This is a genomic window from Paramicrobacterium agarici (assembly GCF_002563955.1).
GTDB lineage: Bacteria > Actinomycetota > Actinomycetes > Actinomycetales > Microbacteriaceae > Paramicrobacterium > Paramicrobacterium agarici.
This window is the reverse complement of the sequence record NZ_PDJE01000001.1, coordinates 1,239,918-1,263,879: the sequence shown is the minus strand read 5'-3', so window position 1 is coordinate 1,263,879 and position 23,962 is coordinate 1,239,918. Positions and strand designations below refer to the sequence as shown.

The window sequence follows — 23,962 nt, the reverse complement described above, 5'->3', positions numbered from 1 at the left end:
GGCGCTCATGCGCCGGCGCCGGTCGGCGCGAGGCACGTTGCCGTGCCGGTCTCGACGGTGCCCACGAGATGCGGAATGCCGGTGCGGTCGTCAAGGCGGTGCGTCGCGACATCTCCCGAATACTGATGCGCCACGTGCAGAAGTGGTCCATCGACAATGTGATGTCTCGGCCAGTTGCCGCCTGATTCGACATCGGAGATCGGGCGCAGCTCACTGCCGTCGCCGAGGATCTCGATCGTGCTGATGCGATTGCTGCCGCGAATGCCCGCGTAGAGCCGGTCGCGACGGTCGCCGATCGCAATCTCGGCACCCGTGTCGCCGTCTTCGAGGGGGTCAGCGGTGGCGCGCACGCCCGCGACGACGCGCAGCGCACCTGAGTCGTCGAAGCGCAACGTGAAGATCTCGCCCGAGTACTCGGTCACGACGTGCAGGTGTCCGCTCTCGTGCCACACGCCGTGTCGCGGACCGACGCCTTGAGGCAGCGCCACGTCCTGCACGTGCGACAGTCCCGCTTCGGTCGGACGCCACACACGCACGAGGTCGTAGCCAAGGTCTGTCGTGACGACGAGACCGTTCGGCAGCCAGCGCGACTGGTGGGCGTGCGGCTCACGTTCGCCCGGCAGGCGATACGGATCGGTCGACGGCTCGGCGACCACCGGTTGCGCCGCACCGAAACCGGCATCGTCATCGAGCGGAATCCAGACCACCTGGCCCGTGCCGTAGCACGCCGCGATAAGCACGCGTCCCCGCGGCGACACCGACAGGTGGCATGCACCGGCATCCAGCTGAATGCTCGCCACCTCGGAAAGTGCGGTTCCATCGGGGCGAAAAGCGACGACACGGCCCGTGAACTCCTCTGCGGCATAGACGAGCGGATGCTGTCCGCTCACGGTCAGCCACGAGGGCGAGTCCGCTGGCGCGGCAAACGACGGTCTCAGCGTCGCCTGCTCCTGGCGGGACAGCGCGACGATTCCCTTCGCTGTGCCATCACCCGATGCCGTGTACGTACCGAGCCAGAATGCGGGATCAGTGTTGGCCATGCTCTTCAGTCTGCCAGCAGATCGTGCCACGATGAAGCATGGCGCGAACAGAACGATACGCGATGGCCTGCCGCACGTTCATCGACGTCGTCTCCGGCATCCGAGACGATCAGTGGGATGCTGCAGCACTCGGCGTGTGGAATGTGCGCTCGCTCGTCGGGCACACGGCGAGAGCCGTGATCACCGTGATCGACTACCTCGAACTCGATCCGGCCGGGCAGATCGATATGCCCACAGCGGGTGACTACTACGGGCAGATCTACCTCGCCTACACCAATCCCGAGGCGATCGCCAAAAGAGGCGTCGACGCGGGGATCGCGCTCGGCGACGACCCCTCGACCGCGATCGAGCGGCTCGTGGAGCGCGCGATGGCTCTGCTCGAGACCCAGCCGAGCGACCGGCTCGTCTCGCTCGGAGGCATGGGCATCCCCCTCGATGAGTACCTCAAGACGCGCATCTTCGAACTCGTCGTGCACACGATGGACATCGCCCGTGCGACGGGCCAGACGGCCGACTTCGCTCCGCAGCTGATTGAGGCTGCAGCATCCATGGCCGCAGGCATCGCCGCGCGCAAGGGAGCGGGCGAGCAGGTGCTCATGGCCCTGACGGGGCGCGAGCCGCTCCCGTCAGGATTCAGCGTTGTCTGACCGCGTTCCCTCTTCACCACGACGCCCGGGAGTCTTGCCCTGCTCACTCGGCGTCTCTGTGGCATCTGACTCATCGTGCTTCCGACCGCTCGGGCGATCGCCGAGGTCGGAGTCCGACTGAGGCCCGCCCGAGTCGCCGTACTCTTCTCGCTTCTCTTCGAGCGGGTTGACGTTCTCTTCGGGCTTGCGGCGACGACCCGTGTCCTCGGCCTCGGGCGGCTGCTCGCCCTTGCGGTTCTTCTGCTCTCGCGTGATCGCATCTGCCGCGCGCAGCAGTGTGAGGTGAGAGAAGGCCTGCGGCGTGTTGCCGACGTGGTGCCCGGTGCGGGGATCGATCTCTTCGCTCAGCATCCCGACATCGTTGCAGTACCCGACGAGCCGGTCCATGAGCTTGATCGCCTCGTCAAGCCGCCCGCTGAACGCGTACTGCTCGACGAGCCAGAACGAGCATGCGAGAAACGGGTTCTCGCCCGGCGGCAGCCCGTCAACGTTGTGCTCTGTTCGGTAGCGGAGCAGCAGTCCGTCGGCCATGAGCTCGCGCTCAATTGCGGCGACGGTCCCGAGCATGCGCGGGTCGTCGTAGTCGCAATACCCGACCTGCGCCAGAACGAGCAGCGACGCGTCGACCGTGCCCGATCCGTAATACTGCGTGTACGAGTTGAGCTCCGTGTCGAAGCCGTTCTCTTCGATCTCGTCGCGAATCTCGTCGCGCACCTTCTCCCAGTCGTCGGCGGGTCCCTCGAGCCCGTCGTCGCGCACGGCGCTGATCGCACGATCGAGTGCGGCCCAGATCATCACCCGGCCCTGCGTGAAATAACGCGCCGGTCCCCTGACCTCCCAGATCCCCTGGTCCGGTTTGTCGCGCGTGTCGCACACGTAGGTCACGAGCGCGCGCTGCAGCGGCCACGAGAAGTCCGTCTCGTCGAGCCCTGCCTTGCGCGCTTTGTCGAGCGCGACCATGACCTCACCGATGACGTCTGCCTGAAATTGGTCGACGGCGCCGTTTCCGATGCGCACGGGGCTTGCGTCGCGGTAGCCGGGCAGAGAAGCGACTTCGCGCTCCGAGAGATCACGCTCGCCCGCGAGCCCGTACATGATCTGAACGTCGGCGGGATCACCTGCGATGGCTCGCAGCAGCCATGCTCGCCAGTTCGAAGCCTCACTCGTGTAGCTGTGCAGCAGCAGCGATTCGAGCGTCAGCGCTGCGTCTCGAAGCCACACGTATCGGTAATCCCAGTTGCGCTCGCCCCCGAACTGCTCGGGAAGCGAGGTCGTTGCGGCGGCCACGATTCCGCCCGTCTGCTCGTGCGTCAGCGCTCGCAGTACGAGCAGCGAACGGATCACCTCGTCGTAGTACGGCCCTTCGTGCTCAACGCGCGACGCCCACTCGGTCCACCAGTCGCGCGTCTTCGCGAGTCCCGAGTCCACGTCGGGCAGGTCGGGAATCGGCCGGTGCGACGGGAACCACGTCATTGTGATGTCGACGACCTCGCCCTCGTTCACCGTGAACGAGCCACTGTGAGAGTGGTCGGATGCTGAGAGTCCGATGCCCCGCATCACAACGGCATCGGGGCCGGCGACGGCGATGATTCCGGGGGCGTCGTTGTGCAGCTGACGAATCCATGGCGTCGCCGTTGCGTAGCCGAAGCGGAATCGCAGATCGAGATCCATCATCACGGTTCCGCTGATGCCGCGAATACGACGGACGAGGTCGGCTCGTCCGTCGCCGAACGGCATGAACTCCGTAACTTCGACCTCACCGCTGTGAGTGCGCCACCGCGTCACGAGAATGAACGTCTCGCCGTCGTACCGACGCGTTGAGACGGCGCCTTCCTCAGTCGGAGCGAGCTTCCAGCGTCCATGGTCCTCGTCTCCGAGCAGGGCTCCGAAGACCGAAGCTGAGTCGTACCTCGGAAGACAGAGCCAGTCGATGCTTCCATCAGCACCGACGAGAGCAGCCGTGTGGCAGTCGCTGATCAGGGCATAATCTTCGATGTTCTGCGGCATGTGCCCCAGTCTGTCGCAGTTGTCGTCGTTTTTCGAGGGGTTGCGCGACGCCGCGACGGCCATGATCCTGACGGACCGACGATCGTTATGCTCGTGTGGTGGCCGTCTGACGGCGCACTCCATCGAGCACCGAGGCAGGTCTCCCCCTATGAATCAGAAACGTCAGCGACCGCAGACCGTCACGACCCGCAACGCGACGTTCCAGTACTGGCAGACGCTGCTCGGCAACCGCACGAAGCGCAATCGCGCAGGCGAGATGCTGGTGCAGGGCGTGCGTCCGATCACTCTCGCCCTCGAGTCGGCTGTGGACGTCCGAGCCGTACTGGTCACGCGCACGTCAGAGCGATCCGGTTGGGCGCGCAACGCGATCACCCGTGCTGAGAACGCCGGAGCGCACACCTTCGATGTCGCTCCGGAACTCATGCGAGAACTCGGCGAGAAGCAGGATGACCCGCCTGAGCTGCTTCTCGTCATCGGCATCCCCCTCGATGATCTCGCGCGCTTGCCTGCGCCTGGCGATGCGCTGCTCGTCGCTCTGGATCGCCCGTCGTCACCGGGAAACATCGGGTCGAGCGTGCGCTCGGTCGACGCGTTCGGCGGGCACGGCGTGATCGTCACGGGACACGCCGCGGACCCCTACGACCCGAAGGCGCTGCGGGCGTCGACAGGCTCAACGCTCGTGACCCCGATCGTGCGTGTGCCGAGCGCGAGTGCCGTGCTCTCGTGGGTCGAGCAGTCGCGCGCTGCGGGCGCCGAGCTGCAGGTCGTCGGCACCGACGAAAAGGGCACACGCGACGTCTGGGACATTGACCTCACCCGACCGACACTCATCGTGACGGGAAACGAGCATTCGGGCATGTCCACGGCGTGGCGCGACTCCTGCGATGTGCTCGCCCGCATACCGATCGGCGGCCACGCCTCATCGCTCAACGCGGCGAACGCCACATCGGTGCTGCTGTACGAAGCAGCGAGACAGCGCGCCCGCTGACGCGGCTCAGTCCACCAGGTCGTGCCGCACCACGATCGCATCGCGGCCCGGGCCAACACCGATCGCCGAGATGCGCGACCCCGACATCTTCTCGAGGGCCAGCACGTAATCCTGCGCGTTCTTCGGCAGCTCGTCGAACGAGCGGCATCCGGTGATGTCCTGGTTCCAGCCCGGGAACTCCTCGTAGATGGGCTTCGCGTGGTGAAAGTCCGACTGGTTGACGGGCATCTCGTCGAAGCGCACACCGTCGACGTCGTACGCGACGCACACCGGAATCGTGTCGAGGCCGTCGAGCACATCGAGCTTGGTGAGAACGAAGTCGGTGACGCCGTTGATGCGAGCGGCGTAGCGCGCGACCGGTGCGTCGTACCAGCCGACGCGACGCTGTCTGCCCGTCGTCGTGCCGTACTCGAAACCGGTCTTGCGCAGGTACTCGCCCCACTCGTCGAAGAGCTCTGTCGGGAACGGCCCCGCACCCACACGCGTCGTGTACGCCTTGACGATCGCAATGACCCGGTCGATGCGATTCGGCGCAACTCCCGACCCGGTTGCTGCTCCACCCGACGTGGCGTTCGATGAGGTGACGAACGGGTACGTCCCGTGGTCGACGTCGAGCATTGTCGCCTGCCCGCCCTCGAACAGCACGATCTTGTCGTCGTCGAGCGCCCGGTGAAGCTCGAGCGCGGTGTCAGCGACCATCGGGCGAAGACGCTCGGCGTACGCAAGCAGATCGTCGACGATCTCGTCTGCCGCGATGGCGCGGCGATTGTAGATCTTGACGAGCATGTGGTTCTTGACGTCGAGCGCGCCCTCGACCTTCTGCCGCAAAATGTTCTCGTCGTACAGGTCTTGAATTCGGATGCCGACGCGATTGATCTTGTCGGCATATGCGGGGCCGATGCCACGCCCCGTTGTGCCGATCTGGCGCTTGCCGAGGAACCGCTCGGTCACCTTGTCGAGCGTGCGGTGGTAGTGCGTGATCACGTGCGCGTTCGCGCTCACCCGAAGCTTCGAGACGTCGACGCCGCGCGCCGAGAGCGCCTCAAGCTCGTGGAACAGCACCTCGAGGTCGACGACGACGCCGTTTCCGATCACGGGCGTCACGCCCTCGGTCAGAATGCCGCTTGGCAGCAGGTGAAGTGCATACTTCTCGTTGCCGACGACGACGGTGTGACCGGCGTTGTTCCCGCCGTTGAACTTGACGACGTAGTCGATGCGCGAACCGAGCAGGTCGGTGGCCTTGCCCTTGCCCTCATCGCCCCATTGGGCGCCGACGATCGCGATTCCTGGCATAGCGGATGCCTCTCTTTCGGGTGGTGGTGCGTCGCGTGGTCGCGGTCAGTCTTCGCCGCGGATCACGAACGCTTCTGTCGACGGCGCGGGCTCCCGCTTCGTTCCCAGAAGTTCAATGCGCGCTGCCGCGGTGTCGTCGGCGCCGCGCAGAAACTCGTCGAGTCGCGTGACCTCGGCCGTCTCGTCGATGAGATGGGCCGCTTTGCGCAGAACATACAGCGCCCGCAGCACACCGCGGTTGGGCTCGTGCGACCACGGGATCGGGCCCTGGCCGCGCCACCCGGCCTTGCGCAGGGCGTCGAGTCCGCGGTGGTAGGCCACTCGCGCTGCCGCGTACCCCTCAAGAGGGTGCGCGGGGTGAAGAATGTGCTCGGCGTAGACCGCCCACGCCAAGGCAGACGACGGATGCTGTCGCACGACCGCGGCGATGTCGTCGACGGTCTCTGCGCCGTCGAGAGCCGCCTCAACCTCTGGCTCTGCGGGCAGATGAGTCTCTGGAACCCCAAGCAGATTGTTATCGGTCACGATCTCATGGTAGCAACCGGGGTGAGAACGGCCCGCGACAGCACGCGGGTCGTGGGAGTTCGGCGCGGACGCGTTTCGGTCTTTTCGCCTCACGACCTTAAGATTGAGGGCATGTCCAAAGTCCTCACCAGCCTTCCCGTCGGCGAACGCGTCGGCATCGCCTTCTCGGGCGGCCTCGACACCTCGTGCGCCGTCGCCTGGATGCGCCATAACGGCGCGATCCCCTGCACGTACACCGCAGACATCGGCCAGTACGACGAGCCAGACATCGCCTCGGTTCCCGAGCGCGCGACGGAGTACGGGGCTGAGATTTCCCGGCTGGTCGATGCCAAGTCGGCACTCGTCGAAGAGGGACTTGTCGCTCTGCAGTGCGGAGCATTTCACATTCGCAGCGGCGGAAAGACGTACTTCAACACGACACCGCTCGGCCGCGCGGTGACCGGCACAATGCTCGTGCGCGCCATGAAGGACGACGGCGTCGACATCTGGGGCGATGGCTCCACCTATAAGGGCAACGACATTGAGCGGTTCTACCGCTACGGGCTGCTCGCCAACCCGCGTCTGCGCGTCTACAAGCCGTGGCTCGACGCGCAGTTCGTCTCGGAGCTCGGGGGGCGCCAGGAGATGAGCGAGTGGCTCGTCGAGCACGGCTTCCCCTACCGCGATTCGGCCGAGAAGGCATACTCGACCGACGCCAACATCTGGGGCGCGACGCACGAGGCCAAGACCCTCGAGCACCTCGACGCCGGCGTCGACATCGTCGAGCCGATCATGGGCGTCGCCGCCTGGCGCGACGACGTCGAGGTGAAAAGCGAAGAGGTCACCGTCACCTTCGATCAGGGCCGCCCTGTCGCGATCAACGGCGTTGAATTCGACGACGCCGTTGCCCTCGTGCACGAAGCGAATACGATTGGCGGACGCCACGGCCTCGGTGTCTCAGACCAGATCGAGAACCGCATCATCGAGGCAAAGAGCCGCGGCATCTACGAGGCCCCGGGCATGGCGCTTCTGCACATCACGTACGAGCGCCTGCTCAACGCGATTCACAATGAGGACACGATCGCGAACTACCACCAAGAGGGCCGTCGCCTGGGTCGCCTCATGTACGAAGGCCGCTGGCTCGATCCGCAGTCGTTCATGTTGCGCGAGTCGATCGTGCGCTGGGTCGGCTCTGCCGTCACAGGCTCCGTGACACTGCGTCTGCGTCGCGGCGACGACTACACGATCGTCGATACGCAAGGGCCGCGCTTGAGCTACCACCCCGACAAGCTCTCCATGGAGCGCGTCGAGAACGCCGCATTCGACCCGACCGACCGCATCGGCCAGCTCACGATGCGCAACCTCGACATCGCCGATTCGCGCTCACGCCTCGAGCAATACACCGCCCAGGGCATCGTCTCTGGCGAAACCGCCAAGTTCATGGGCAAGCTCGAAGAGGGCGAAGCCGAAGCGATCTCTGCCGGCGCCAGCACCACGGATGCTGAGAGCGCGCTCGACTCGGCCGCGATGGAGTTCGGCGTCGACTAAGCGTCACAGGTACGCCCCGGCGCGAGTTCGTCTCGCCTCGGGGCGTTTCTGCGTTAACGCCTACCGACGGTAGGCCCGCAAGAACGTTTCGCAGCCCGCCGCGATACCTCGAGCGACTTCGTCGTCGTCGACCACGGCCGTGCCCGCTGCGAACATTTCCCGATTGCTGGGGATCCACAGCAGCATCCCCGAGAAATGCTGTGCAGCGAGGCTCGGGTCGGGGACGCTGAGAAGTCCGCGCTCGTCAAGCACGCTCAAGCATCGCGAAATCGACGCGAGAACGCGCAGGAAGCCGTTCTCCCAGTACAGCTGACCAAGGTGGGGAAACCTGCTCGCTTCGGCGATGACGAGTCGGCGTAGCTGCTGCACGTGCGGCGACATGATCGAGACCGTGAACTGCTCGGCGAGCCGTTCGATACCTTCGTCGGCCGTGGCGACTCGGCGCATGGCCGCTGTCATTGGCTCGAACGGGTCGTCGACGCGGTCGCACGCGTAGCGGATCAGCGCAGAGAATACGCCTTCTTTGTCGCCAAACTCTTTGTAGATCGTCTGTTTCGAGACCGAGGCGGCAGCGGCAAGTTGATCTGTCGAGGTTCCGACAAATCCGTTCGCAATGAAGACGTCGCGCGCGCATTCAAGGATCCTCTTCGCCTTCTCGCTCTCTCGTGACACCGACACGCGATCCTCCCTCTCATGTGCGCCTCATTCATCCAACCAGACGCTGCCGCTCTCTTGACACCGCTAGTACTGAACAGTACCGTACTAGCACACGACCGTCCGACGAAAGGTTTCTCATGTCATTTCAGGCGTATCTCGACGCTGTCGACACGAAGACGGGTCTCACTCCTCGAGAACTGCTTCAGATTGCGCAGAACCGCGGTTATGACAAACCCGAGGTGAAGGCCGGGGTCATTCTCGAGTGGCTCAAAGATGACTACGGCCTGGGGCGCGGCCATGGCATGGCAATGGTGCACGTCATCAAGAAGGGCCCGCAGATCGACAGCACGCACGTCGGCAGCAACGGCGCGCATCGGGATGCCTCGGACACCCTCTGGCTCGACGGCAGAGCCTCAAAGCCCGCCTAGCCTTCGCAGTTCATCGACCGCGGGTTGTGAGGTACCTCGGCTGGCGTGCGACGATCGCCCGCCAGCCGAGTCACCCTACGTGCCAGAAGAATCAGACGAGCCCGGTTTCGGCGAGCCAGTCCTTCGCAATCGTTGCGGGTGATGCCTTCTCTTCGCCTTGGTTGCGTGCGTTCATCTCGATGAGCGCCTCGGTCGTGAGTTCCGCCGAGACCGCGTTGAGCGTTTCGGCGACCTCGTCTGTGGCAGCATCCGAGTTGATCAACGGCAGCACGTTCTGCGGGAGGATGAGGTTTTCGGGATCGTCGAGTGTGACGAAGCCGTTCTCGGCGATAGCCGGGGATGTCGTGAAGAGGTCGGCGACGTTGACTGTGCCGTCACGCAGCGCCTCGACCGTGAGCGGTCCGCCCGAATCATTGATGGGCTTGAACGACATGTTGGCTGCCGGCACTCCGTACACGTCCGTGAGCCCTGTCGGTCCGTACGGGCGCTCCTTGAGCTCGGGGTTTCCGCCGATGACGAGCTTCTCGTCGACGTCCGCCAGATCAGCAAGGCTCGTCACGCCATGCTTCTCACTGAACTCCTTCGTGACGTTGTAGCTGTCTTTGTCTTCGGCCGAGGACTGGTCGAGAACCTCGAAGCCATCAGGCACGGCCTCCGTCAGTGCCTCGTACACCTCGTCACTCGACGACGCATCTGCCTCAGAGTTGTAGTACTGCAGCAGGTTTCCCGAGTAATCGGGAATGAGGTCGATCGAGCCATCTTCGAGAGCCGAGATGTAGACGTCTCGCTGCCCGATCTGCATGGTGCGCTCGACCGTGACTCCCTGCGCCTCAAGCGCCTGGGCGTAGATCTCGGCGATGATCTCTGACTCGGCGAACCCCGCGGAGCCCACGGTGATCGTCGTGGATTCCGCACCGCCCGATTCGTCACCTGAACCGGAGATCGTGTCGGCGCTTCCGCACGCGCTCAAGGCGAGTGCCGCCGTGAGGGCAGCTGCGAGTCCGACGGTCCGTCGTGCTGTGAGCATGGTGGTTCCCTTCGTGTGGTGGTTCACGCGGCTTCTGCCGCAACAGGCTTTCGTGATGAACGAGATTCGCCACGACCGTGGCCACGCGCCGCACGCACGCCCCTCGAGACGACGCCGCGCTCTAGCAGTGCGAACAAGCCGTCGACGATGAGCGCGAGGAGCGTCACGATGATGGCTCCGCCGATGACAGCATCCCACTGACGCAATGAGAGGTTGTCGAAGACAAAACGGCCGAGCCCGCCGAGCGGCAGGTACGCGGCGATCGTCGCCGTCGCGATCACCTGAAGAGCGGCAGAGCGCAGCCCACTGACAATCAGCGGCATGGCGAGGGGGATCTCCACTCTCGCGAGGATCTGCCACTCCGTCATGCCCATTGCCCGCGCCGAATCTATCGTCGAGCGCTCAATCGACTCGATTCCGGAATAGGTCCCCGCGAGAAGCGGCGGCACGGCGAGGATCGCCAAGACGATGATCACGGGTACCAGGCCGATGCCCAGCCACAGCGCGAACAAGAACAGCAGGCCGAGCGTCGGCAGCGCTCGCAACGAGCCCGTGACGGCGACAGCGGCTGAGCGCAACTTGCCGGTGTGCCCGATGTACATGCCCATCGTGATTCCGACGATGCCTGCTGCCGCAAGCGTGATGAGGGTGTAGAGGAGGTGCTCGAGGGTGCGCACGGGAATGCCGCTCGCTCCCGCCCAGTTGGCGGGGTCGAACAGCCAGGCGAAGGCGGCGGCGAAAAGACTCATGCGGCGGCCTCCGTGCGGGCGAACGCGCGACGGCGGGGCGCTTTCGCCCCGGAGCGCGTCCACGGCATGAGCAGACGGCCAAGACCGACGAGGGCAAGATCGAAGACGACGGCGATCACGATCGTCGCGACGATGCCCGTGATGATCTCTGTGGGGAACTGCCGGTTCAGACCGTCGATGAACAGATAGCCGAGACTTGAGACCCCGATGAGGGACCCGACGCTGATGAGGCTCACGGTACTCGCAGACACCACGCGCATGCCGGCGACGAGAACAGGCCCCGCGAGCGGAAGCTCGACGGCCCAGAACCGCCCCCACCCCGAGTATCCGACAGCTACGGCGGATTGGCGCACGTTCGGCTCCACCGATCCGAACCCGTCGGCAGCCGAGCGCACCATGAGCGCAACAGCGTAGATGGTCATCGCGACAACGACGTTTGCCGGGTCGAGCTGCGTTGTGCCCAGAACGGCGGGCAACACGAGAAAGAGCGAGAGCGACGGGATCGTGTACAGCAGGCCGCTCACCGTGAGCAGGACACTGCGCGAGGCCGCATAGCGATGAGCGATCCAGCCGAGGGGAACCGAGAGCACGAACCCCAGAATGATCGGCGGTACGCTCAGCCCCACATGCGTCAGGGTGAGCTCCCAGATGTGCGCGAAGTTCGCGGCGACCCAGCTCATGCGGGTGTCGCGTCCTCCGGCCGGAGAACGCCCGCGATGCGGCCGGTCGGGTCGACCGCGATACGCTGGCCGTTTCGTTCGCGCACGGTGAGGTCGCGCTTGCCGTCGTACGCCCCCACGAAGTCGGCAACGAAATCGTCGGCGGGAGCCGAGATGATCTCCTCTGCTGTTCCCGCTTGAACGATGTGCCCTCCCGGACGAAGGATCACGATCATGTCTCCGAGCAGGAAAGCCTCGTCGATGTCGTGCGTGACGAAGACGATGGTCTTGGCAAGCTTGCTCTGGATGCGCACGAGCTCCTGCTGCAGCTCACGCCGCACGATCGGATCGACCGCCCCGAACGGCTCGTCCATGAGCAGGATATTGGGGTCGATGGCGAGTCCGCGGGCGACTCCGACGCGCTGCTGTTGTCCCCCCGAGAGCTGCGCGGGATACCGGTCTGCCAGGGAGCGGTCGAGCCCGACAGTGTCGAGAAGGTCGAGGGCGGCCGCGTGAGCCTCACGCTTCTTGACGCCCGTAAGCATGGGAACGGTCGCCACGTTATCGATGACGGTACGGTGCGGCAGCAGACCAGAGTTCTGCATGACGTAGCCGATGCGGCGGCGCAGAGTCACAGGGTTGAGCGTGGAGATGTTGTCGTCATCAATGTGGATGGTGCCAGCTGTCGGGTCGACCATGCGGTTGATCATGCGCAAGATCGTGGTTTTGCCGCATCCGGATGAACCGACGAAGACGGTCGTCGTGCGCGACGGAATGGTGAGGCTGAAATCGTCGACTGCTCGCGTGCCATCGGGGAACGTCTTTGAGACGTGGTCGAACTGGATCATGGTGGTCGGCGATCCTCCCGTCAGTGGTTTACCACACTAGACAACACGGCCGACATTCTCCAGAACCACGCGTGCGGGTTACTCGAAGGTCACGTGCTGCGTCACCCACGTGTGCATAGCGACAGCTGCGGCTGCGGAGGCGTTGATCGAGCGCGTCGACCCGAACTGGCTGATCTCGACGACCGCTTCGCATGCGGCGAGCGCTTCGGCGGAAAGTCCCGGCCCCTCCTGCCCGAACAGCAGAATGCACTTGGCGGGAAACGCGAACGTCTCGATGATGACCGAGCCGGGAACGTTGTCGATGCCGATGATCGGCAGCGAGGCTTCAGCGGCAGCCGCGACGAGATCGTCGATCGTAGCGTGATGCATGACGTGCTGGTAGCGGTCGGTGACCATGGCTCCGCGCTTGTTCCAGCGCCGTCGCCCCACGATGTGCACGGTATCGGCGGCGAACGCGTTGGCGCTGCGCACGATCGAGCCGATGTTCATGTCGTGCTGCCAGTTCTCGATCGCGACGTGGAACGGATGCCGCACGGTGTCGAGGTCGGCGACGATCGCCTCCATCGTCCAGTACCGGTACCGGTCAATGACGTTGCGCGTATCGCCTTTCTCGAGCAGCTCTGGATCGTACTGCTCGCCCTCGGGCCATTCCCCGGGCCACGGACCGACACCGTTCGTCGACAGCTCGTGGCTCGGTGGCAATGCAGCATCCGTCATACCTCAACCGTAGCTGTGCTCGACCGTCGCAGCGGACGCGGTCCAAACCTTTTCGGTGCACCAAAACTTTGCTATGTTTTCGGTATGCCTAAAATTTTGGATGCTACGGCGACGGCGTCACAGAGCACACGACGACGAGCAGCACGCGGCGTCTGGCTACTCGGCCCCGCGCTCGTCGCCGGTGTCGCCTACCTCGACCCGGGAAACGTCGCGAGCAACATGACAGCGGGAGCGCAGTACGGGTACCTGCTGGTGTGGGTCGTCGTGCTCGGCAACCTCATGGCCTGGCTCATTCAGTACCTGTCGGCGAAGCTCGGCGTCGTCACGGGCGAGAGCCTCCCCGAAGTGCTCGGTCGTCGCATCACGCGTCGCCGCGCACGCATCGCCTACTGGGTGCAGGCCGAGCTCGTGGCCATCGCGACCGATCTCGCGGAGGTGATCGGCGGCGCTGTCGCCCTGAACCTTCTCTTCGATGTTCCGCTCATTGTGGGCGCGCTCATCACGGGCGCGGTGTCGATGGTGCTTCTCGCTGTGCAGTCGCGGCGCGGTGCACGGCCCTTTGAATTCGTGATCATCGGGCTTCTCGCCATCATCGCGATCGGATTTGGAGCCGGTGTCGTGATCGCCCCACCCGACCCTGGGCAGGCGGCTCTCGGCCTGCTTCCGCGCTTCGAGGGCTCGGGTTCCGTGCTGCTCGCGGCGTCGATTCTGGGAGCGACGATCATGCCGCACGCCATCTACGCGCATTCCGCCCTCGCGCGCGACCGGTTTCGTCTCTCAGAAGACCGGCCGTCGACGAGCACTCTCCTGCGGGCCACGCGATGGGACGTGACGACGGCGATGGCGATCGCGGGAACCGTGAATCTCGCGATTCTGCTGCTGGCAGCATCCGTTCTGCCTGGCGTGGAAGGTACCGAGTCTCTTGAAGGCGCCCATGCTGCGATCGCCGCGGGCGTCGGCCCCGTCATCGCGACGCTCTTCGCTGTCGGGCTGCTCGCCTCCGGGCTCGCCTCGACATCTGTCGGCGCGTACGCGGGTGCGGAGATCATGCACGGGCTGCTGCATCGGCGCATTCCCCTGCTGGTGCGACGGCTCATCTCGCTCGTGCCCGCCGTGGTGATCGTCATGCTGGGGGTCGACCCCACGTGGGCACTCGTGCTCAGCCAGGTGGTGCTCAGCTTCGGCATTCCGTTCGCGCTTGTGCCGCTCGTCGCCGTGACCGCGCGGCGCGAGCTCCTCGGGTGCTACGCGAATCGCCGCGTCACGACGATTGCCGGCGTCATCGCGTCTGCCCTGCTGATCGCCCTCAACATCGCGCTGCTGGTGCTCACGGCCGTGGGCGCGTGACCCCGTTAGGCTTGCAGGTGCCATGAGACCCCCTGCAGCCGTGGTCGAGGACTACCTCAAGACCATCTACTCACACACCGAGTGGCAGCCAGACGACATCACGCCGTCCCAGCTCGCCACCCGTCTCGCGCTCGCCCCGTCCACAGTCACCGAGATGGTGAAGAAGCTCGCTGCGGCCGGTCTCGTCGCGCACAAGCGCTACGGATCGATCTCGCTCACCGACGAGGGGCGCGCCCAGGCGATCGCCGTTGTGAGACGGCACCGCCTGATCGAGACGTGGCTTGTCACCGAGATGGGCTACACGTGGGACGCCGTGCACGACGAGGCCGAAGTTCTCGAGCACGCGATCAGCGACCGCCTGCTCGACGCGATCGACGAGCGGCTCGGCCATCCGTCGCGTGACCCGCACGGTGACCCGATTCCGGATGCTGCGGGACGCTCCGCACGTGCGGCATTCGTTTTGCTGGCCGACGCTGCCGCCGGCCACGAGGGCACTGTGCTGCGCATCAGCGACCGCGACCCGGAACTGCTGCGGCACTTGGAGAACAGCGGGGTCGACGTGGGCACTCGGCTGCGCGTCGACGCACAGCATCCTCTCACTGTCGACGTCGCCGGCAGTGGCCTCGAGCTTCCCGACGACGCCGCGGCGTCGATCTGGCTCACCGCCTGATCCGACGCTCGGCAAAGCACGTATTTCGGAAATCTCAGTCGTTTAGACGCTCGACATCGGCGCGCGGCCCGAGATTGCATGGATCTCCCCGAGACGTCACAGCACATTTCCGAAACTGTGCACAGCCCTGCCGTCGACATCACGCCCATACCCGTGCGTGGGTAACGGCGCGCTCCACAGAGGGTCTAGCCCGCGACCTGCTCGAGGCGCACGACGATCGACTTCGACACCGGAGTATTGCTGCCGTGCGCCGTGAAGTCGAGCGGAACGAGCACGTTCGCCTCGGGAAAGTACGTGGCAACGCAGCCCTTGGCCGTGGGATACGCGATCACCCTGAACCCTTTCGCGACGCGATCGATGCCGTCGCTCCATTCGCCGTGGATGTCGACGATCGCACCGTCTGCAATGCCGAGTTCGGCGAGATCATCGGCGTTCACGAAGATGACGTGCCTGCCGTTCTTCACGCCGCGGTACCGGTCGTTGTTGCTGTAGATGGTCGTGTTGAACTGGTCGTGACTGCGCAGCGACTGCAGCAGCAGGCGCCCAGGCGGAACATCGATCGTGCGCAACTCGTTCACCGCGAACTGCGCCTTGCCGGTCTCGGTCGGGAACGTGCGGCTGTCGCGCGGGCCGTGCGGCAGGTCGAACCCGCCAGGGGTTCGCACCTTGGCATTGAAGTCTTCGCATCCCGGAACAACGTGCGCAATGCGGTCGCGGATGCTGTCGTAATCATGCTCGAAATGCGCCCAGTCGATCGGGCCGCCCTCCCCCAGTACAGCGCGCGCCATGCGCGTGACCACGGAAACCTCAGAGAGCAGACCCGGCGCGACCGGCTCGAGCGTGCCCTTCGACGCGTGAATCGCCGCGACCGTGTCTTCGACGGTCACGAACTGCTCCCCCGACCGCTGTCTGTCGATCTCGCTGCGCCCGAGCACGGGAAGAATCAGCGCTGTCTCGCCGACGACGGCGTGCGACCTGTTGAGCTTCGTCGAGATCTGCGCGGTCAGCCGCGTGTTGCGCAGCGCTGCCTCTGAGACGTCGGTGTCTGAGATCGCCTTGGCGAAGTTGCCTCCGAGCGCGACAAGCACCGTGACGGCGCCGTCGCGCATGGCGCGCACCGTGCCGACAGCATCCCACCCGTGCTCGCGAGGCACCGTAACGCCGAACTCTCGGTCGAGCGCATCGAGAAACGCGTCGGGCATCTTCTCCCAGATGCCCATCGTGCGATCGCCCTGCACGTTGCTGTGCCCGCGGATCGGCGACGCTCCAGCGCCCGGCTTGCCGATGTTTCCGCGCAGCATCAGCAGATTGATGATCTCTGTGATCGCCGGCACCGCGAACTCGTGCTGCGTGAGCCCCATCGCCCACGTGATGATCACCCGCTCGCTCGACATGTATCGCTCGGCAAGCTCGTCGATCTCGGCAGACGTGATCCCCGTCGCCTCGAGCACACGCTCCTCATCGAGCGACTCCAGGTTCGCCGCGAACTGGTCAAAGCGAACGCAGTGTCGGTCGATGAACTCCCGGTCGATGATCCCGCCGCGTTGCGCCTCAGCATCCAGCACGCGCTTCGACAGTGACTGAAGCAGCGCCATGTCGCCGGCGAGCTTGACCTGAAGGTACTGGTCGGCGAGATCGGTGCCTCTTCCGATGATTCCCCGCGCGGTCTGCGGGTTTTTGTAGCGCTTCATCCCGGCCTCGGGCAGCGGATTCACCGCGACGATGCTCGCGCCATTCCGCTTCGCGTCTTCGAGCGCGGTCAGCATGCGCGGATGGTTGGTTCCGGGGTTCTGCCCCATCACGATGATGAGGTCGGCCTTCTCGAAGTCGTCGTACCGCACGGTCGCCTTACCCACGCCGACGGTGTTGCTCATCGCCGTGCCGGTCGACTCGTGGCACATGTTCGAGCAGTCGGGCAGGTTGTTCGTGCCGAAGGCGCGCACGAACAGCTGGTAGAGAAAGGCGGTCTCGTTCGCGGTGCGGCCGCTCGTGTAGAACGCCGCCTCGTCGGGCGAATCGAGGCTGTTCAGCTCGTCTGCCAGAATCTCGAACGCGCGCTCCCACGACACGGGGCGGTAATGGTCATCGCCCTCGGCCTTGTACACGGGCTCGGTGAGGCGCCCCTGCTGTCCGAGCCAGTAGTCCGTTTTGCCGGCAAGTTCAGACACCGGATGCTGCGCCCAGAAGTCGCTCTCGACGAGAATCGGCGTCGCCTCCCACACGAAGGCCTTCGCACCGTTCTCGCAGAACTCGAACGTCTTGCGCTCGGGCGGATCTTCCCACGCGCAGCTCATGCAGTCGAAGCCGTCCTTCTGATTCATGGTCAGAAGTCCTTTGAGCGACCGGCCGACGCCGACGTCCTTCAGCGCGGGCACCATGGCGTGGGCAACGCCCGGAACGCCCGCCGCCCAGTCCTTCGGCTTCGACACCCGAGTCTCGTCGGTCACGCCGTCCTCGCTTTCACCGCGCGCTGCTGCGCTGCGCTCTCGTTCGTCACGCGCTCTGCGCCCGCGTACACGACCATGCGGTTGTCGCGCACGAATCCGACGAGCCCGAGCCCCACATCCTCCGCCATCTCCACGGCCAGCGACGACGGCGCCGACACAGCGGCGAGAAGGGGGATGCCGGCCATGAACGCCTTCTGCGCCAGCTCGAAGCTCGCTCGACCCGACACCATGAGCACGAGCCCACTGCGCGCGACCCTGCCGGCGGACAGCGCCCAGCCGATCACCTTGTCCACGGCGTTGTGCCGACCGACGTCTTCGCGCAGAACGAGCAGCTCGCCCGTCGCCGCATCGAAGAGCGCCGCCGCGTGCAGCCCGCCCGTCTTCTCGAACGCAGACTGGCCGCCGCGCAGCCGCACAGGCAGTGTGGCAATGAACTCCGCGTCGACGACCGTGTCGTCGTTGCTCAGGTCGAATGCCGACGTCGCGCGAATGGCGTCGATGCTGCTCTTGCCGCACAGCCCGCACGCACTCGTCGTCGTGAACGCCCGCGTGAGGTCAGCGGCCACGGCGGCCCGCACAGGGTCGAGCGTCACGTCGAGCACGTTGTAGGTGTTCTCTTCGCCGTCTGGTGCGCAGTGCATTGCCGCGCGCACCTGCTCGGCAGAGGTCACGATGCCCTCAGACAGCAGAAATCCCGTGGCGAGCTCGACGTCGTCGCCCGGCGTGCGCATGGTCATGGTGAGAGGCGAGCCACCGATGCGAATCTCGAGTGGCTCCTCGACGGCGAGGTGATCGTCACGCACCGAAATGCGCTCACCAACGGTATAGCGTGCGACTCGTCGTCGAGCGGTGATTCTGCCCACACCTCAGGTCTAGCATCGCGCACTGGCACCGGCAAGCTGCGCGACACCTCTGCCGCATACACTGGAGGCGTCCCCACACCCAGAGGAGAGAACCCGTGCGCACCCGTGACGAGATCGAATGCTGGCTCACCGACATGGACGGCGTTCTCGTTCATGAGAACCAGGCTGTGCCCGGAGCATCCGACCTGCTGCAGCAGTGGCGATTCGAGAACAAGCCGTTCCTCGTACTCACGAACAACTCCATCTTCACGCCGCGCGATCTCAGCGCCCGCCTCAGAGCCTCCGGACTCGATGTGCCCGAGGAGTCGATCTGGACGTCAGCGCTCGCGACGGCGGCGTTCCTCAAGGAGCAGGCCCCCGGCGGATCCGCGTTCGTCATCGGCGAGGCGGGTCTCACAACGGCGCTCCACGAAGCGGGTTTCATCATGACGGAGGTCAACCCCGACTTCGTCGTCGTCGGCGAGACGCGCAACTACTCGTTCGAGGCGATCACCAAGGCGATCCGCTGCATCAATAAGGGCGCGCGATTCATCGCGACAAATCCGGATGCCACGGGACCCAGTGCCGAGGGCGTGCTGCCCGCCACCGGGGCGATCTCTGCACTCATCACCAAGGCGACGGGCAGGGACCCTTACGTCGTGGGCAAGCCGAACCCCATGATGTTCCGTTCGGCGCTCAACCGCATCGGCGCACACTCCGAGAACACGGGAATGATCGGCGACCGCATGGACACCGACGTCGTCGCCGGCATCGAAGCGGGACTGCACACCGTGCTGGTGCTCACGGGGATCAGCGACCAGGCAGAGATCGAGAAGTATCCGTTCCGCCCGAACGAGGTGCTCGGAAGCGTCGCCGAGCTGCTCAACGACGAGCCGATTGAGACCGAGACCTACTGAGCGGCGCCGTTCGCCCTACTCGGCCGGTACGAGGCTTCCGGTCAGCGGTTCGCCTGACGCACGATCGACAAAGCAGTAGTAGTTGCGCTGCCCGTCGTTCCACTGCTCTTCGGTGACGGGATAGCTGCCCTGCACCTGAACGTCTCCGTACTCGCCCGCTTTCGCGAGATCGATGACGCCCGGGTCGCTGCACAGAAGGTAGATCTGGCTCGCGAGTTCGTCTTCGCCGGGGAAGGCTGCTCCCTCGTCGTCTGACATGGTGCCGACGGCGACGAGCTGCGCATCGTGCTCGGCCTCGCAGTCGACGACTGTGAACTCCTCTGCCCACGGAGACTGGTACTCACCGAGGCATTCGCCTCCGCGAAGCTGATCCCACGCGTACGTTCCCGCGGGCAGCGTCCCCTCAGCCGGAAGGGACTGCGTCGGCGTCGGGGTGCTCGACTCTGTCGCTTCAGGCTGCGAGGCAGACACCATGCCGGGAATCAGCGTTCCGACCCAGAAGAGTCCTCCGAGCACCACGATGGCCGCGACAGCGAGTCCGACAAGAACGAGAGGACGAGTGCCGCGTGAGCCTCCGCCGGAGCCTCCGCCTGCGGAGCTCGCCCCCGTCGTCGTGGCAGCAGATGACGCACGCGGTGCGCTTGGCTCCGCTCGTGTGTCAGCGGCAGGTGCCTGCGTTGGCGCGGGGGCCGTCGCGGTGCTTTCGAACAGGGCGCGCAGACGCGCGCTCGTGTCGGAGTCGGCAGCCGAACTCGGCGCATCAGCGGAGCGCGAGCCCGACACCCACGCCGGTTCAGGCGTCGCGGGAGGAGTCTCCGGCGTGCCAGCGGCCTTGCCGGGGCTTTCGCCCGTGCGCCCGCCGAAGAGGTCGAGGATGCCGAGGTCAGGAGCATCGTTCTGCTCAGAGTCTTCGGGCTGCTCAGCGTCTTCGCCCCGGCCAGGGGCTGCGGGTGCGTCCTCGTCGACAGCATCCTGGTCTGAGGTCTCATCGGCGGGCAACGGCTCGTCGTCGATCACGCCCGCATCGTCAACGGGCTCCGGAGCGAGAGCCGGCTCATCATCGGCGGGCTCCGCGGCGACCGCCGATTTGGGAGCGGGAACCTCCTCTGCATTCGGCTCGTCAACGGCATCGTCGTCATCGGCGGCATCCAGTGCCGACAGCGTCGCCTCGCCATAGAGTCGCTCATACGCTCCGGGCTTCGCGAGCGCTTCGTCGACAGCGGCCTGCTCCGGCGACACCGGCTCGAACTCGTGGTCGGCGAACGGGTCGAACGCCTGAGTCGGCTCTCCGGCGTCGACCCCCGTCGTCTCAGCATCGGCTGCGGCGGGCTCGTTCGCATCGGGCTTCTGCTCGTCTGTCTCGCGCTGGGCGGCGACGAGAGGGTCGACGGCGTCGTTGGGGGTCAGCCCCCAGGCGAAAACGCCGTCAGTGCGCCGAGGAGGAACAACGGGCTTCTCAACCGGGCGATCGGCGATCGCGTCGAAAGCGCGCGTGGGGGCGTCGTCATCAAGAGGCTGCTCCTCACGAGGTGCAGCCTCGGGGGACGGTGTCACAGAAGGGCTCGTCGGCTCACCAGCATCCGCCGATCCGTCCGCCTGTGCGCGCTCCTGCCTGCGCCGAAAGCGACGCCGCGACCACCGCGTCTCGTTCTCGGGACGAGGCGCAGGCTCATCGTCGATCGTGCTGTACGCGCCCGTGTCGTCAAGCTGCGACAACAGCCAGTCCGCACCCTGGTCGCCCGAGCCGTTCTGACCCGCGCCGTTCTCGCCAGGCCGGTCGCTCCGGCCGCGGTGTTTGTCTGCGCGCTTCTCGTCGTCGTCGCGTGGAGTCACTATGCCAATCCCAAGTCGTTCAGGCTCAGAGCGGCGTAATAGTCATACCCCGCTTCTTCGATAGCTTCGCGTGCTCCGGTGTCGCGGTCAACCACGACGGCCACTCCGGCGATCTCCGCGCCAACCTTCGTGAGCGCCTCGATCGCGGTGAGAGGAGACCCGCCGGTCGTTGACGTGTCTTCGACGACGATGACGCGCTTGCCCGCGAGATCGGGGCCCTCTACCTGCTTGCCTCGACCGTGGTCCTTGGGCTCTTTGCGCACGACGAACGCGTCGATGTCGGAGCCGCGAGCAGCACCCTGGTGCAGGACGGCGGCCGCGATGGGGTCTGCTCCCATCGTGAGTCCGCCGACGGCGAAGACGTCGGGAACGTCTGCGACGAGATCGAGCATGACCTGCCCGATCAGCGGGGCGACCCGGTGGTCGAGGCTCACCTTGCGCAGGTCGACGTAGAACGTCGCCTTCTTTCCACTCGTCAGAGTGAAGTCCCCGTGGAACACAGCCTCGGCCTTGATGTGGTCGATGAGTTGAGTGCGCGCGTCAGTCACGCCCCTTAGTTTAGAGTGCGCGAGAGCTTGCTGGGCCACCAGATCGCTTTGCCGATGTCGATGCTGAGCGCTGGCACGAGCAGCGACCGCACAAGGATCGTGTCGAGAAGCACGCCGAACGCCACGATGAACGAGATCTGCGCGAGGAACAGAATCGGCAGCACGCCGAGCGCCGCGAAGGTCGCCGCCAGCACGATGCCCGCCGACGTGATCACTCCTCCCGTCGCGACAAGACCGCGCGCGATGCCCTCGCGCGTGCCATGGGCGACGGACTCCTCGCGAACGCGCGTCATGAGGAAGATGTTGTAGTCGATCCCCAAGGCGACGAGAAACACGAAGCCGAACAGCGGAACGCTCGGGTCTGCGCCGGGGAACTCGAAGATGTGGTTGAACACGAGTGACGAGATGCCCAGCGCGGCGGCGAACGAGAGCACCACGGTCATCACGAGCAGCACGGGAGCCAGGATCGAGCGCAGCAGAATCATGAGGATGATCAGAATGACGATGAGCACGAGCGGGATCACGAGGTTGCGATCATGAACGGCCGCCGCGTTCGTATCGATTGCCGTCGCCGCCACTCCTCCGACGAGCACCGCGTTCTCGCCCGTGTCGGGCAGCGCCTCGCGCAGCGCGGACACGGTTTCTTCGGCCTCCGCCGAGTCGCCGGGGCCCTCGAGCGTCGCCTCGAGCATGATCTGCCCGTCGATGACCGTCGGGTCGGCCTTCACGGGACCGTTCGGCCCGAACGCCGGCTCGATGCCGTCCGTCGTGACCTCCGCGGTGCCGCTTGCAGAGTCGTCGGTCAGCACGGCGAGAGAGTCGACGCCGTCCGTTGCCAGGATCGTGTCGGCCATCGACTGCAGTTCGTCTTCGGGGCCGACGATGACCGCGGGGGTCCCTGACCCGCCCGGAAAGTGCTCGTCGAGAACGCCCTGGCCCTCACGAGCCTCCGAGTGTCCCGTGACGAATTCGCTCTGCGAGACGCCGTCGGCCTTCAAGCCGATAAGGCCGAAGGATGCCGCTGCGAGCACGACGACGCTCGCGATCCAGATTATGCGGGGCCGACGCGAGACGAGGCGTGCGACGGCGGGCCAGAGCCCCTTCGACGACGCGTTGACCGCGTGCTTGTGAGTGCTTCCGTGCGCGGGGCGAAGCGGCCAGAATGCGGCCCGACCGGCCCAGTAGAGCAGTGCGGGCAGCAACGTGAGCGCCGCGATGAGAGCGAAGACGATGCCGATCGCGGCGACGGGCCCGAGGGCCTTGTTCGAGTTGAGGTCGCTGACGAGAAGGCAGAGCAGACCGGCGATCACGGTGCCGCCCGAGGCGAGGATTGCGGGCGTGGACCCGCGGAGCGCCGCCCACGTGGCATCCCACTTGCCCTCGAGCTCGCGAAGGGCCTCGCGATATCGAGACACGTAGAGAAGCGAGTAGTCGGTCGCGGCACCAATCACGAGGATCATCAGAATGCCCTGCGTCTGCCCCGACAGCACGAGCACGTCGGCCTTCGCCAGCTCCACGACCGTGAACATAGCCGCGGTCAGCGCCATCATGCTCGTGCCGAGCACGATGAGCGGCAGCATCGGTGACCGGTACACGACGATGAGAATGACCAGCACGACGGCGAGCGCCACGATGAGCAGCAGCCCGTCGAGCCCGCTGAACGCGTCGACGATGTCTGCCGACTGCCCCGCAGGACCGGTGACCGCAACATACAGACCTTCGGGCGTGTTGTCGTCGAGATACCCCCGGATCTTCTCGACGGTGTCGGCGGGCTTGATTTCGGTGTCGAGCGAGGCGATCACCTGCACCGCCTCGCCGTCCTTGGAGTCGATCGCCGGCGAGACCCCGTCTTCGTCGACCCCGTCGATGTCTGTGACGGCGTCGACGATGTCGCTGATCGCCTCGTGATCAGCATCCGTCACCCCTCCGTCGCGCTCGAACACGAGAATCGCCGGAATGACGTCGTCGCCCCGAAACTCGGTCTGCAGGTCGCTGACCTTCGTGGCGTCGGCGCTGGCCGGGAGAAACTGTTCCTGGTCGTTCTCGGCGACATCGTTAACCTCGCCGAAGGCCTGGCCACCGGCGCCGCCGACGGCAAGCCACGCCAGAATGAGCGCGACGGGAATCAGCACGCGCAGCCAGGTGGGGGCCGATCGGCGTGCGGTTCCGGTGTGCGGGGCATGAGCCATGGGGAGCATCCTTCTGCGGTCACGGACGTGGAGTACATCTCACGGTACGTCTGGCGC

At 65.6% G+C, this 23,962-nt stretch carries 22 protein-coding genes; 7 read left to right on the top strand and 15 right to left on the bottom strand.

The features are described from left to right. Positions 1-5: 5 nt before the first annotated feature. Positions 6-1,040, bottom strand: coding sequence for a lactonase family protein (locus ATJ78_RS06245; RefSeq protein ID WP_098406812.1), 1,035 nt, complete (start codon positions 1,038-1,040; stop codon positions 6-8). A gap of 38 nt (positions 1,041-1,078) precedes the next feature. Between ATJ78_RS06245 and ATJ78_RS06240 the strand changes: the two genes are divergently transcribed. Then, complete coding sequence (locus ATJ78_RS06240) at positions 1,079-1,687, top strand: maleylpyruvate isomerase N-terminal domain-containing protein (RefSeq protein ID WP_098406811.1); 609 nt, start codon at positions 1,079-1,081, stop codon at positions 1,685-1,687. Here ATJ78_RS06240 and ATJ78_RS06235 read toward each other — a convergent pair. Then, positions 1,667-3,694, bottom strand: coding sequence for a glycoside hydrolase family 15 protein (locus ATJ78_RS06235; RefSeq protein WP_098409239.1), 2,028 nt, complete (start codon positions 3,692-3,694; stop codon positions 1,667-1,669). The two genes, ATJ78_RS06240 and ATJ78_RS06235, sit on opposite strands and share 21 nt — an antisense overlap. 148 nt (positions 3,695-3,842) lie before the next feature. Between ATJ78_RS06235 and ATJ78_RS06230 the strand changes: the two genes are divergently transcribed. Then, positions 3,843-4,682 carry a TrmH family RNA methyltransferase gene (locus ATJ78_RS06230; RefSeq protein ID WP_098406810.1) on the top strand — a complete coding sequence of 280 codons (840 nt, stop codon included), beginning with the start codon at positions 3,843-3,845 and terminating at the stop codon, positions 4,680-4,682. A gap of 6 nt (positions 4,683-4,688) precedes the next feature. Here ATJ78_RS06230 and ATJ78_RS06225 read toward each other — a convergent pair whose 3' ends face one another. Then, on the bottom strand, positions 4,689-5,975 hold the full coding sequence (locus ATJ78_RS06225; protein ID WP_098406809.1) for an adenylosuccinate synthase: 1,287 nt from the start codon (positions 5,973-5,975) through the stop codon (positions 4,689-4,691). Positions 5,976-6,020: 45 nt separating this feature from the next. After that, the gene (locus ATJ78_RS06220; RefSeq protein ID WP_098406808.1) at positions 6,021-6,500 is read right to left on the bottom strand and encodes a DUF3151 domain-containing protein; all 480 of its coding nucleotides are present in this window, start codon (positions 6,498-6,500) and stop codon (positions 6,021-6,023) included. A 111-nt stretch (positions 6,501-6,611) separates the two neighbouring features. Between ATJ78_RS06220 and argG the strand changes: the two genes are divergently transcribed. After that, positions 6,612-8,027: an argininosuccinate synthase gene (argG, locus tag ATJ78_RS06215; RefSeq protein ID WP_098406807.1), complete on the top strand. Its 1,416-nt coding sequence runs from the start codon at positions 6,612-6,614 to the stop codon at positions 8,025-8,027. A 60-nt stretch (positions 8,028-8,087) separates the two neighbouring features. Here the strand turns inward: argG and ATJ78_RS06210 are convergent, their stop codons facing one another. Continuing rightward, positions 8,088-8,705: a TetR/AcrR family transcriptional regulator gene (locus ATJ78_RS06210; RefSeq protein WP_098406806.1), complete on the bottom strand. Its 618-nt coding sequence runs from the start codon at positions 8,703-8,705 to the stop codon at positions 8,088-8,090. 116 nt (positions 8,706-8,821) lie between these two features. Between ATJ78_RS06210 and ATJ78_RS06205 the strand changes: the two genes are divergently transcribed. Beyond that, positions 8,822-9,112, top strand: coding sequence for a DUF4287 domain-containing protein (locus tag ATJ78_RS06205; RefSeq protein ID WP_098406805.1), 291 nt, complete (start codon positions 8,822-8,824; stop codon positions 9,110-9,112). 91 nt (positions 9,113-9,203) lie between these two features. Here ATJ78_RS06205 and ATJ78_RS06200 read toward each other — a convergent pair whose 3' ends face one another. The 5 genes from ATJ78_RS06200 to ATJ78_RS06180 all read right to left on the bottom strand — a co-directional run bounded on the left by ATJ78_RS06200 (position 9,204) and on the right by ATJ78_RS06180 (position 13,112). Then, positions 9,204-10,139 carry an ABC transporter substrate-binding protein gene (locus ATJ78_RS06200; protein WP_098409238.1) on the bottom strand — a complete coding sequence of 312 codons (936 nt, stop codon included), beginning with the start codon at positions 10,137-10,139 and terminating at the stop codon, positions 9,204-9,206. 23 nt (positions 10,140-10,162) lie between these two features. Further along, positions 10,163-10,888 carry an ABC transporter permease gene (locus tag ATJ78_RS06195; RefSeq protein WP_098406804.1) on the bottom strand — a complete coding sequence of 242 codons (726 nt, stop codon included), beginning with the start codon at positions 10,886-10,888 and terminating at the stop codon, positions 10,163-10,165. After that, positions 10,885-11,568: an ABC transporter permease gene (locus ATJ78_RS06190; protein WP_098406803.1), complete on the bottom strand. Its 684-nt coding sequence runs from the start codon at positions 11,566-11,568 to the stop codon at positions 10,885-10,887. The genes ATJ78_RS06195 and ATJ78_RS06190 overlap by 4 nt, the downstream gene beginning before the upstream one ends. Then, positions 11,565-12,395: an ABC transporter ATP-binding protein gene (locus ATJ78_RS06185; protein ID WP_098406802.1), complete on the bottom strand. Its 831-nt coding sequence runs from the start codon at positions 12,393-12,395 to the stop codon at positions 11,565-11,567. Before ATJ78_RS06185 ends, ATJ78_RS06190 begins: the two co-directional genes overlap by 4 nt. 78 nt (positions 12,396-12,473) lie before the next feature. Continuing rightward, positions 12,474-13,112 (bottom strand): TrmH family RNA methyltransferase, encoded by a 639-nt coding sequence (locus tag ATJ78_RS06180; RefSeq protein WP_098406801.1) that lies wholly within the window; start codon positions 13,110-13,112, stop codon positions 12,474-12,476. 84 nt (positions 13,113-13,196) lie between these two features. Between ATJ78_RS06180 and ATJ78_RS06175 the strand changes: the two genes are divergently transcribed. Then, a complete protein-coding gene (locus ATJ78_RS06175; RefSeq protein ID WP_098406800.1) occupies positions 13,197-14,459 on the top strand; it encodes an Nramp family divalent metal transporter in 1,263 nt (420 codons plus the stop codon). A gap of 22 nt (positions 14,460-14,481) precedes the next feature. Next, entirely contained in the window at positions 14,482-15,129 is a 648-nt protein-coding gene (locus tag ATJ78_RS06170; RefSeq protein WP_098406799.1) for a metal-dependent transcriptional regulator, read from the top strand. A gap of 185 nt (positions 15,130-15,314) precedes the next feature. Here the strand turns inward: ATJ78_RS06170 and ATJ78_RS06165 are convergent, their stop codons facing one another. Both ATJ78_RS06165 and fdhD read right to left on the bottom strand, forming a co-directional pair. Beyond that, positions 15,315-17,576 (bottom strand): FdhF/YdeP family oxidoreductase, encoded by a 2,262-nt coding sequence (locus ATJ78_RS06165; protein WP_245836225.1) that lies wholly within the window; start codon positions 17,574-17,576, stop codon positions 15,315-15,317. Continuing rightward, a complete protein-coding gene (gene fdhD, locus ATJ78_RS06160; protein ID WP_098406798.1) occupies positions 17,573-18,439 on the bottom strand; it encodes a formate dehydrogenase accessory sulfurtransferase FdhD in 867 nt (288 codons plus the stop codon). The genes ATJ78_RS06165 and fdhD overlap by 4 nt, the downstream gene beginning before the upstream one ends. 95 nt (positions 18,440-18,534) lie before the next feature. Here fdhD and ATJ78_RS06155 point away from each other — a divergent pair, with 95 nt between their 5' ends. Further along, a complete protein-coding gene (locus tag ATJ78_RS06155; RefSeq protein ID WP_098406797.1) occupies positions 18,535-19,335 on the top strand; it encodes an HAD-IIA family hydrolase in 801 nt (266 codons plus the stop codon). A 15-nt stretch (positions 19,336-19,350) separates the two neighbouring features. On the opposite strand, the gene ATJ78_RS06150 is transcribed toward ATJ78_RS06155, so the two are convergent. From ATJ78_RS06150 to ATJ78_RS06140, 3 genes are read right to left on the bottom strand one after another with little or no spacing between them, the layout of a single operon-like run. Further along, positions 19,351-21,168 carry a septum formation family protein gene (locus ATJ78_RS06150; RefSeq protein WP_098406796.1) on the bottom strand — a complete coding sequence of 606 codons (1,818 nt, stop codon included), beginning with the start codon at positions 21,166-21,168 and terminating at the stop codon, positions 19,351-19,353. After that, the gene (pyrE, locus tag ATJ78_RS06145; RefSeq protein ID WP_098406795.1) at positions 21,168-21,716 is read right to left on the bottom strand and encodes an orotate phosphoribosyltransferase; all 549 of its coding nucleotides are present in this window, start codon (positions 21,714-21,716) and stop codon (positions 21,168-21,170) included. The genes ATJ78_RS06150 and pyrE overlap by 1 nt, the downstream gene beginning before the upstream one ends. 5 nt (positions 21,717-21,721) lie before the next feature. Continuing rightward, positions 21,722-23,905 carry an MMPL family transporter gene (locus ATJ78_RS06140; RefSeq protein WP_245836224.1) on the bottom strand — a complete coding sequence of 728 codons (2,184 nt, stop codon included), beginning with the start codon at positions 23,903-23,905 and terminating at the stop codon, positions 21,722-21,724. Between the last annotated feature and the right edge of the window lie 57 nt (positions 23,906-23,962).

What these genes read in the sequence shown, in the direction of transcription:
- ATJ78_RS06180 (WP_098406801.1), bottom strand. Translation starts at nt 13,112, where the DNA reads ATGACGGATGCTGCATTGCCACCGAGCCACGAGCTGTCGACGAACGGT.
- ATJ78_RS06240 (WP_098406811.1), top strand. Translation starts at nt 1,079, where the DNA reads ATGGCGCGAACAGAACGATACGCGATGGCCTGCCGCACGTTCATCGAC.
- ATJ78_RS06195 (WP_098406804.1), bottom strand. Translation starts at nt 10,888, where the DNA reads ATGAGTCTTTTCGCCGCCGCCTTCGCCTGGCTGTTCGACCCCGCCAAC.
- ATJ78_RS06200 (WP_098409238.1), bottom strand. Translation starts at nt 10,139, where the DNA reads ATGCTCACAGCACGACGGACCGTCGGACTCGCAGCTGCCCTCACGGCG.
- ATJ78_RS06185 (WP_098406802.1), bottom strand. Translation starts at nt 12,395, where the DNA reads ATGATCCAGTTCGACCACGTCTCAAAGACGTTCCCCGATGGCACGCGA.
- ATJ78_RS06235 (WP_098409239.1), bottom strand. Translation starts at nt 3,694, where the DNA reads ATGCCGCAGAACATCGAAGATTATGCCCTGATCAGCGACTGCCACACG.
- ATJ78_RS06140 (WP_245836224.1), bottom strand. Translation starts at nt 23,905, where the DNA reads ATGGCTCATGCCCCGCACACCGGAACCGCACGCCGATCGGCCCCCACC.
- ATJ78_RS06190 (WP_098406803.1), bottom strand. Translation starts at nt 11,568, where the DNA reads ATGAGCTGGGTCGCCGCGAACTTCGCGCACATCTGGGAGCTCACCCTG.
- ATJ78_RS06205 (WP_098406805.1), top strand. Translation starts at nt 8,822, where the DNA reads ATGTCATTTCAGGCGTATCTCGACGCTGTCGACACGAAGACGGGTCTC.
- ATJ78_RS06225 (WP_098406809.1), bottom strand. Translation starts at nt 5,975, where the DNA reads ATGCCAGGAATCGCGATCGTCGGCGCCCAATGGGGCGATGAGGGCAAG.
- ATJ78_RS06170 (WP_098406799.1), top strand. Translation starts at nt 14,482, where the DNA reads ATGAGACCCCCTGCAGCCGTGGTCGAGGACTACCTCAAGACCATCTAC.
- ATJ78_RS06175 (WP_098406800.1), top strand. Translation starts at nt 13,197, where the DNA reads ATGCCTAAAATTTTGGATGCTACGGCGACGGCGTCACAGAGCACACGA.
- ATJ78_RS06245 (WP_098406812.1), bottom strand. Translation starts at nt 1,040, where the DNA reads ATGGCCAACACTGATCCCGCATTCTGGCTCGGTACGTACACGGCATCG.
- ATJ78_RS06230 (WP_098406810.1), top strand. Translation starts at nt 3,843, where the DNA reads ATGAATCAGAAACGTCAGCGACCGCAGACCGTCACGACCCGCAACGCG.
- argG (WP_098406807.1), top strand. Translation starts at nt 6,612, where the DNA reads ATGTCCAAAGTCCTCACCAGCCTTCCCGTCGGCGAACGCGTCGGCATC.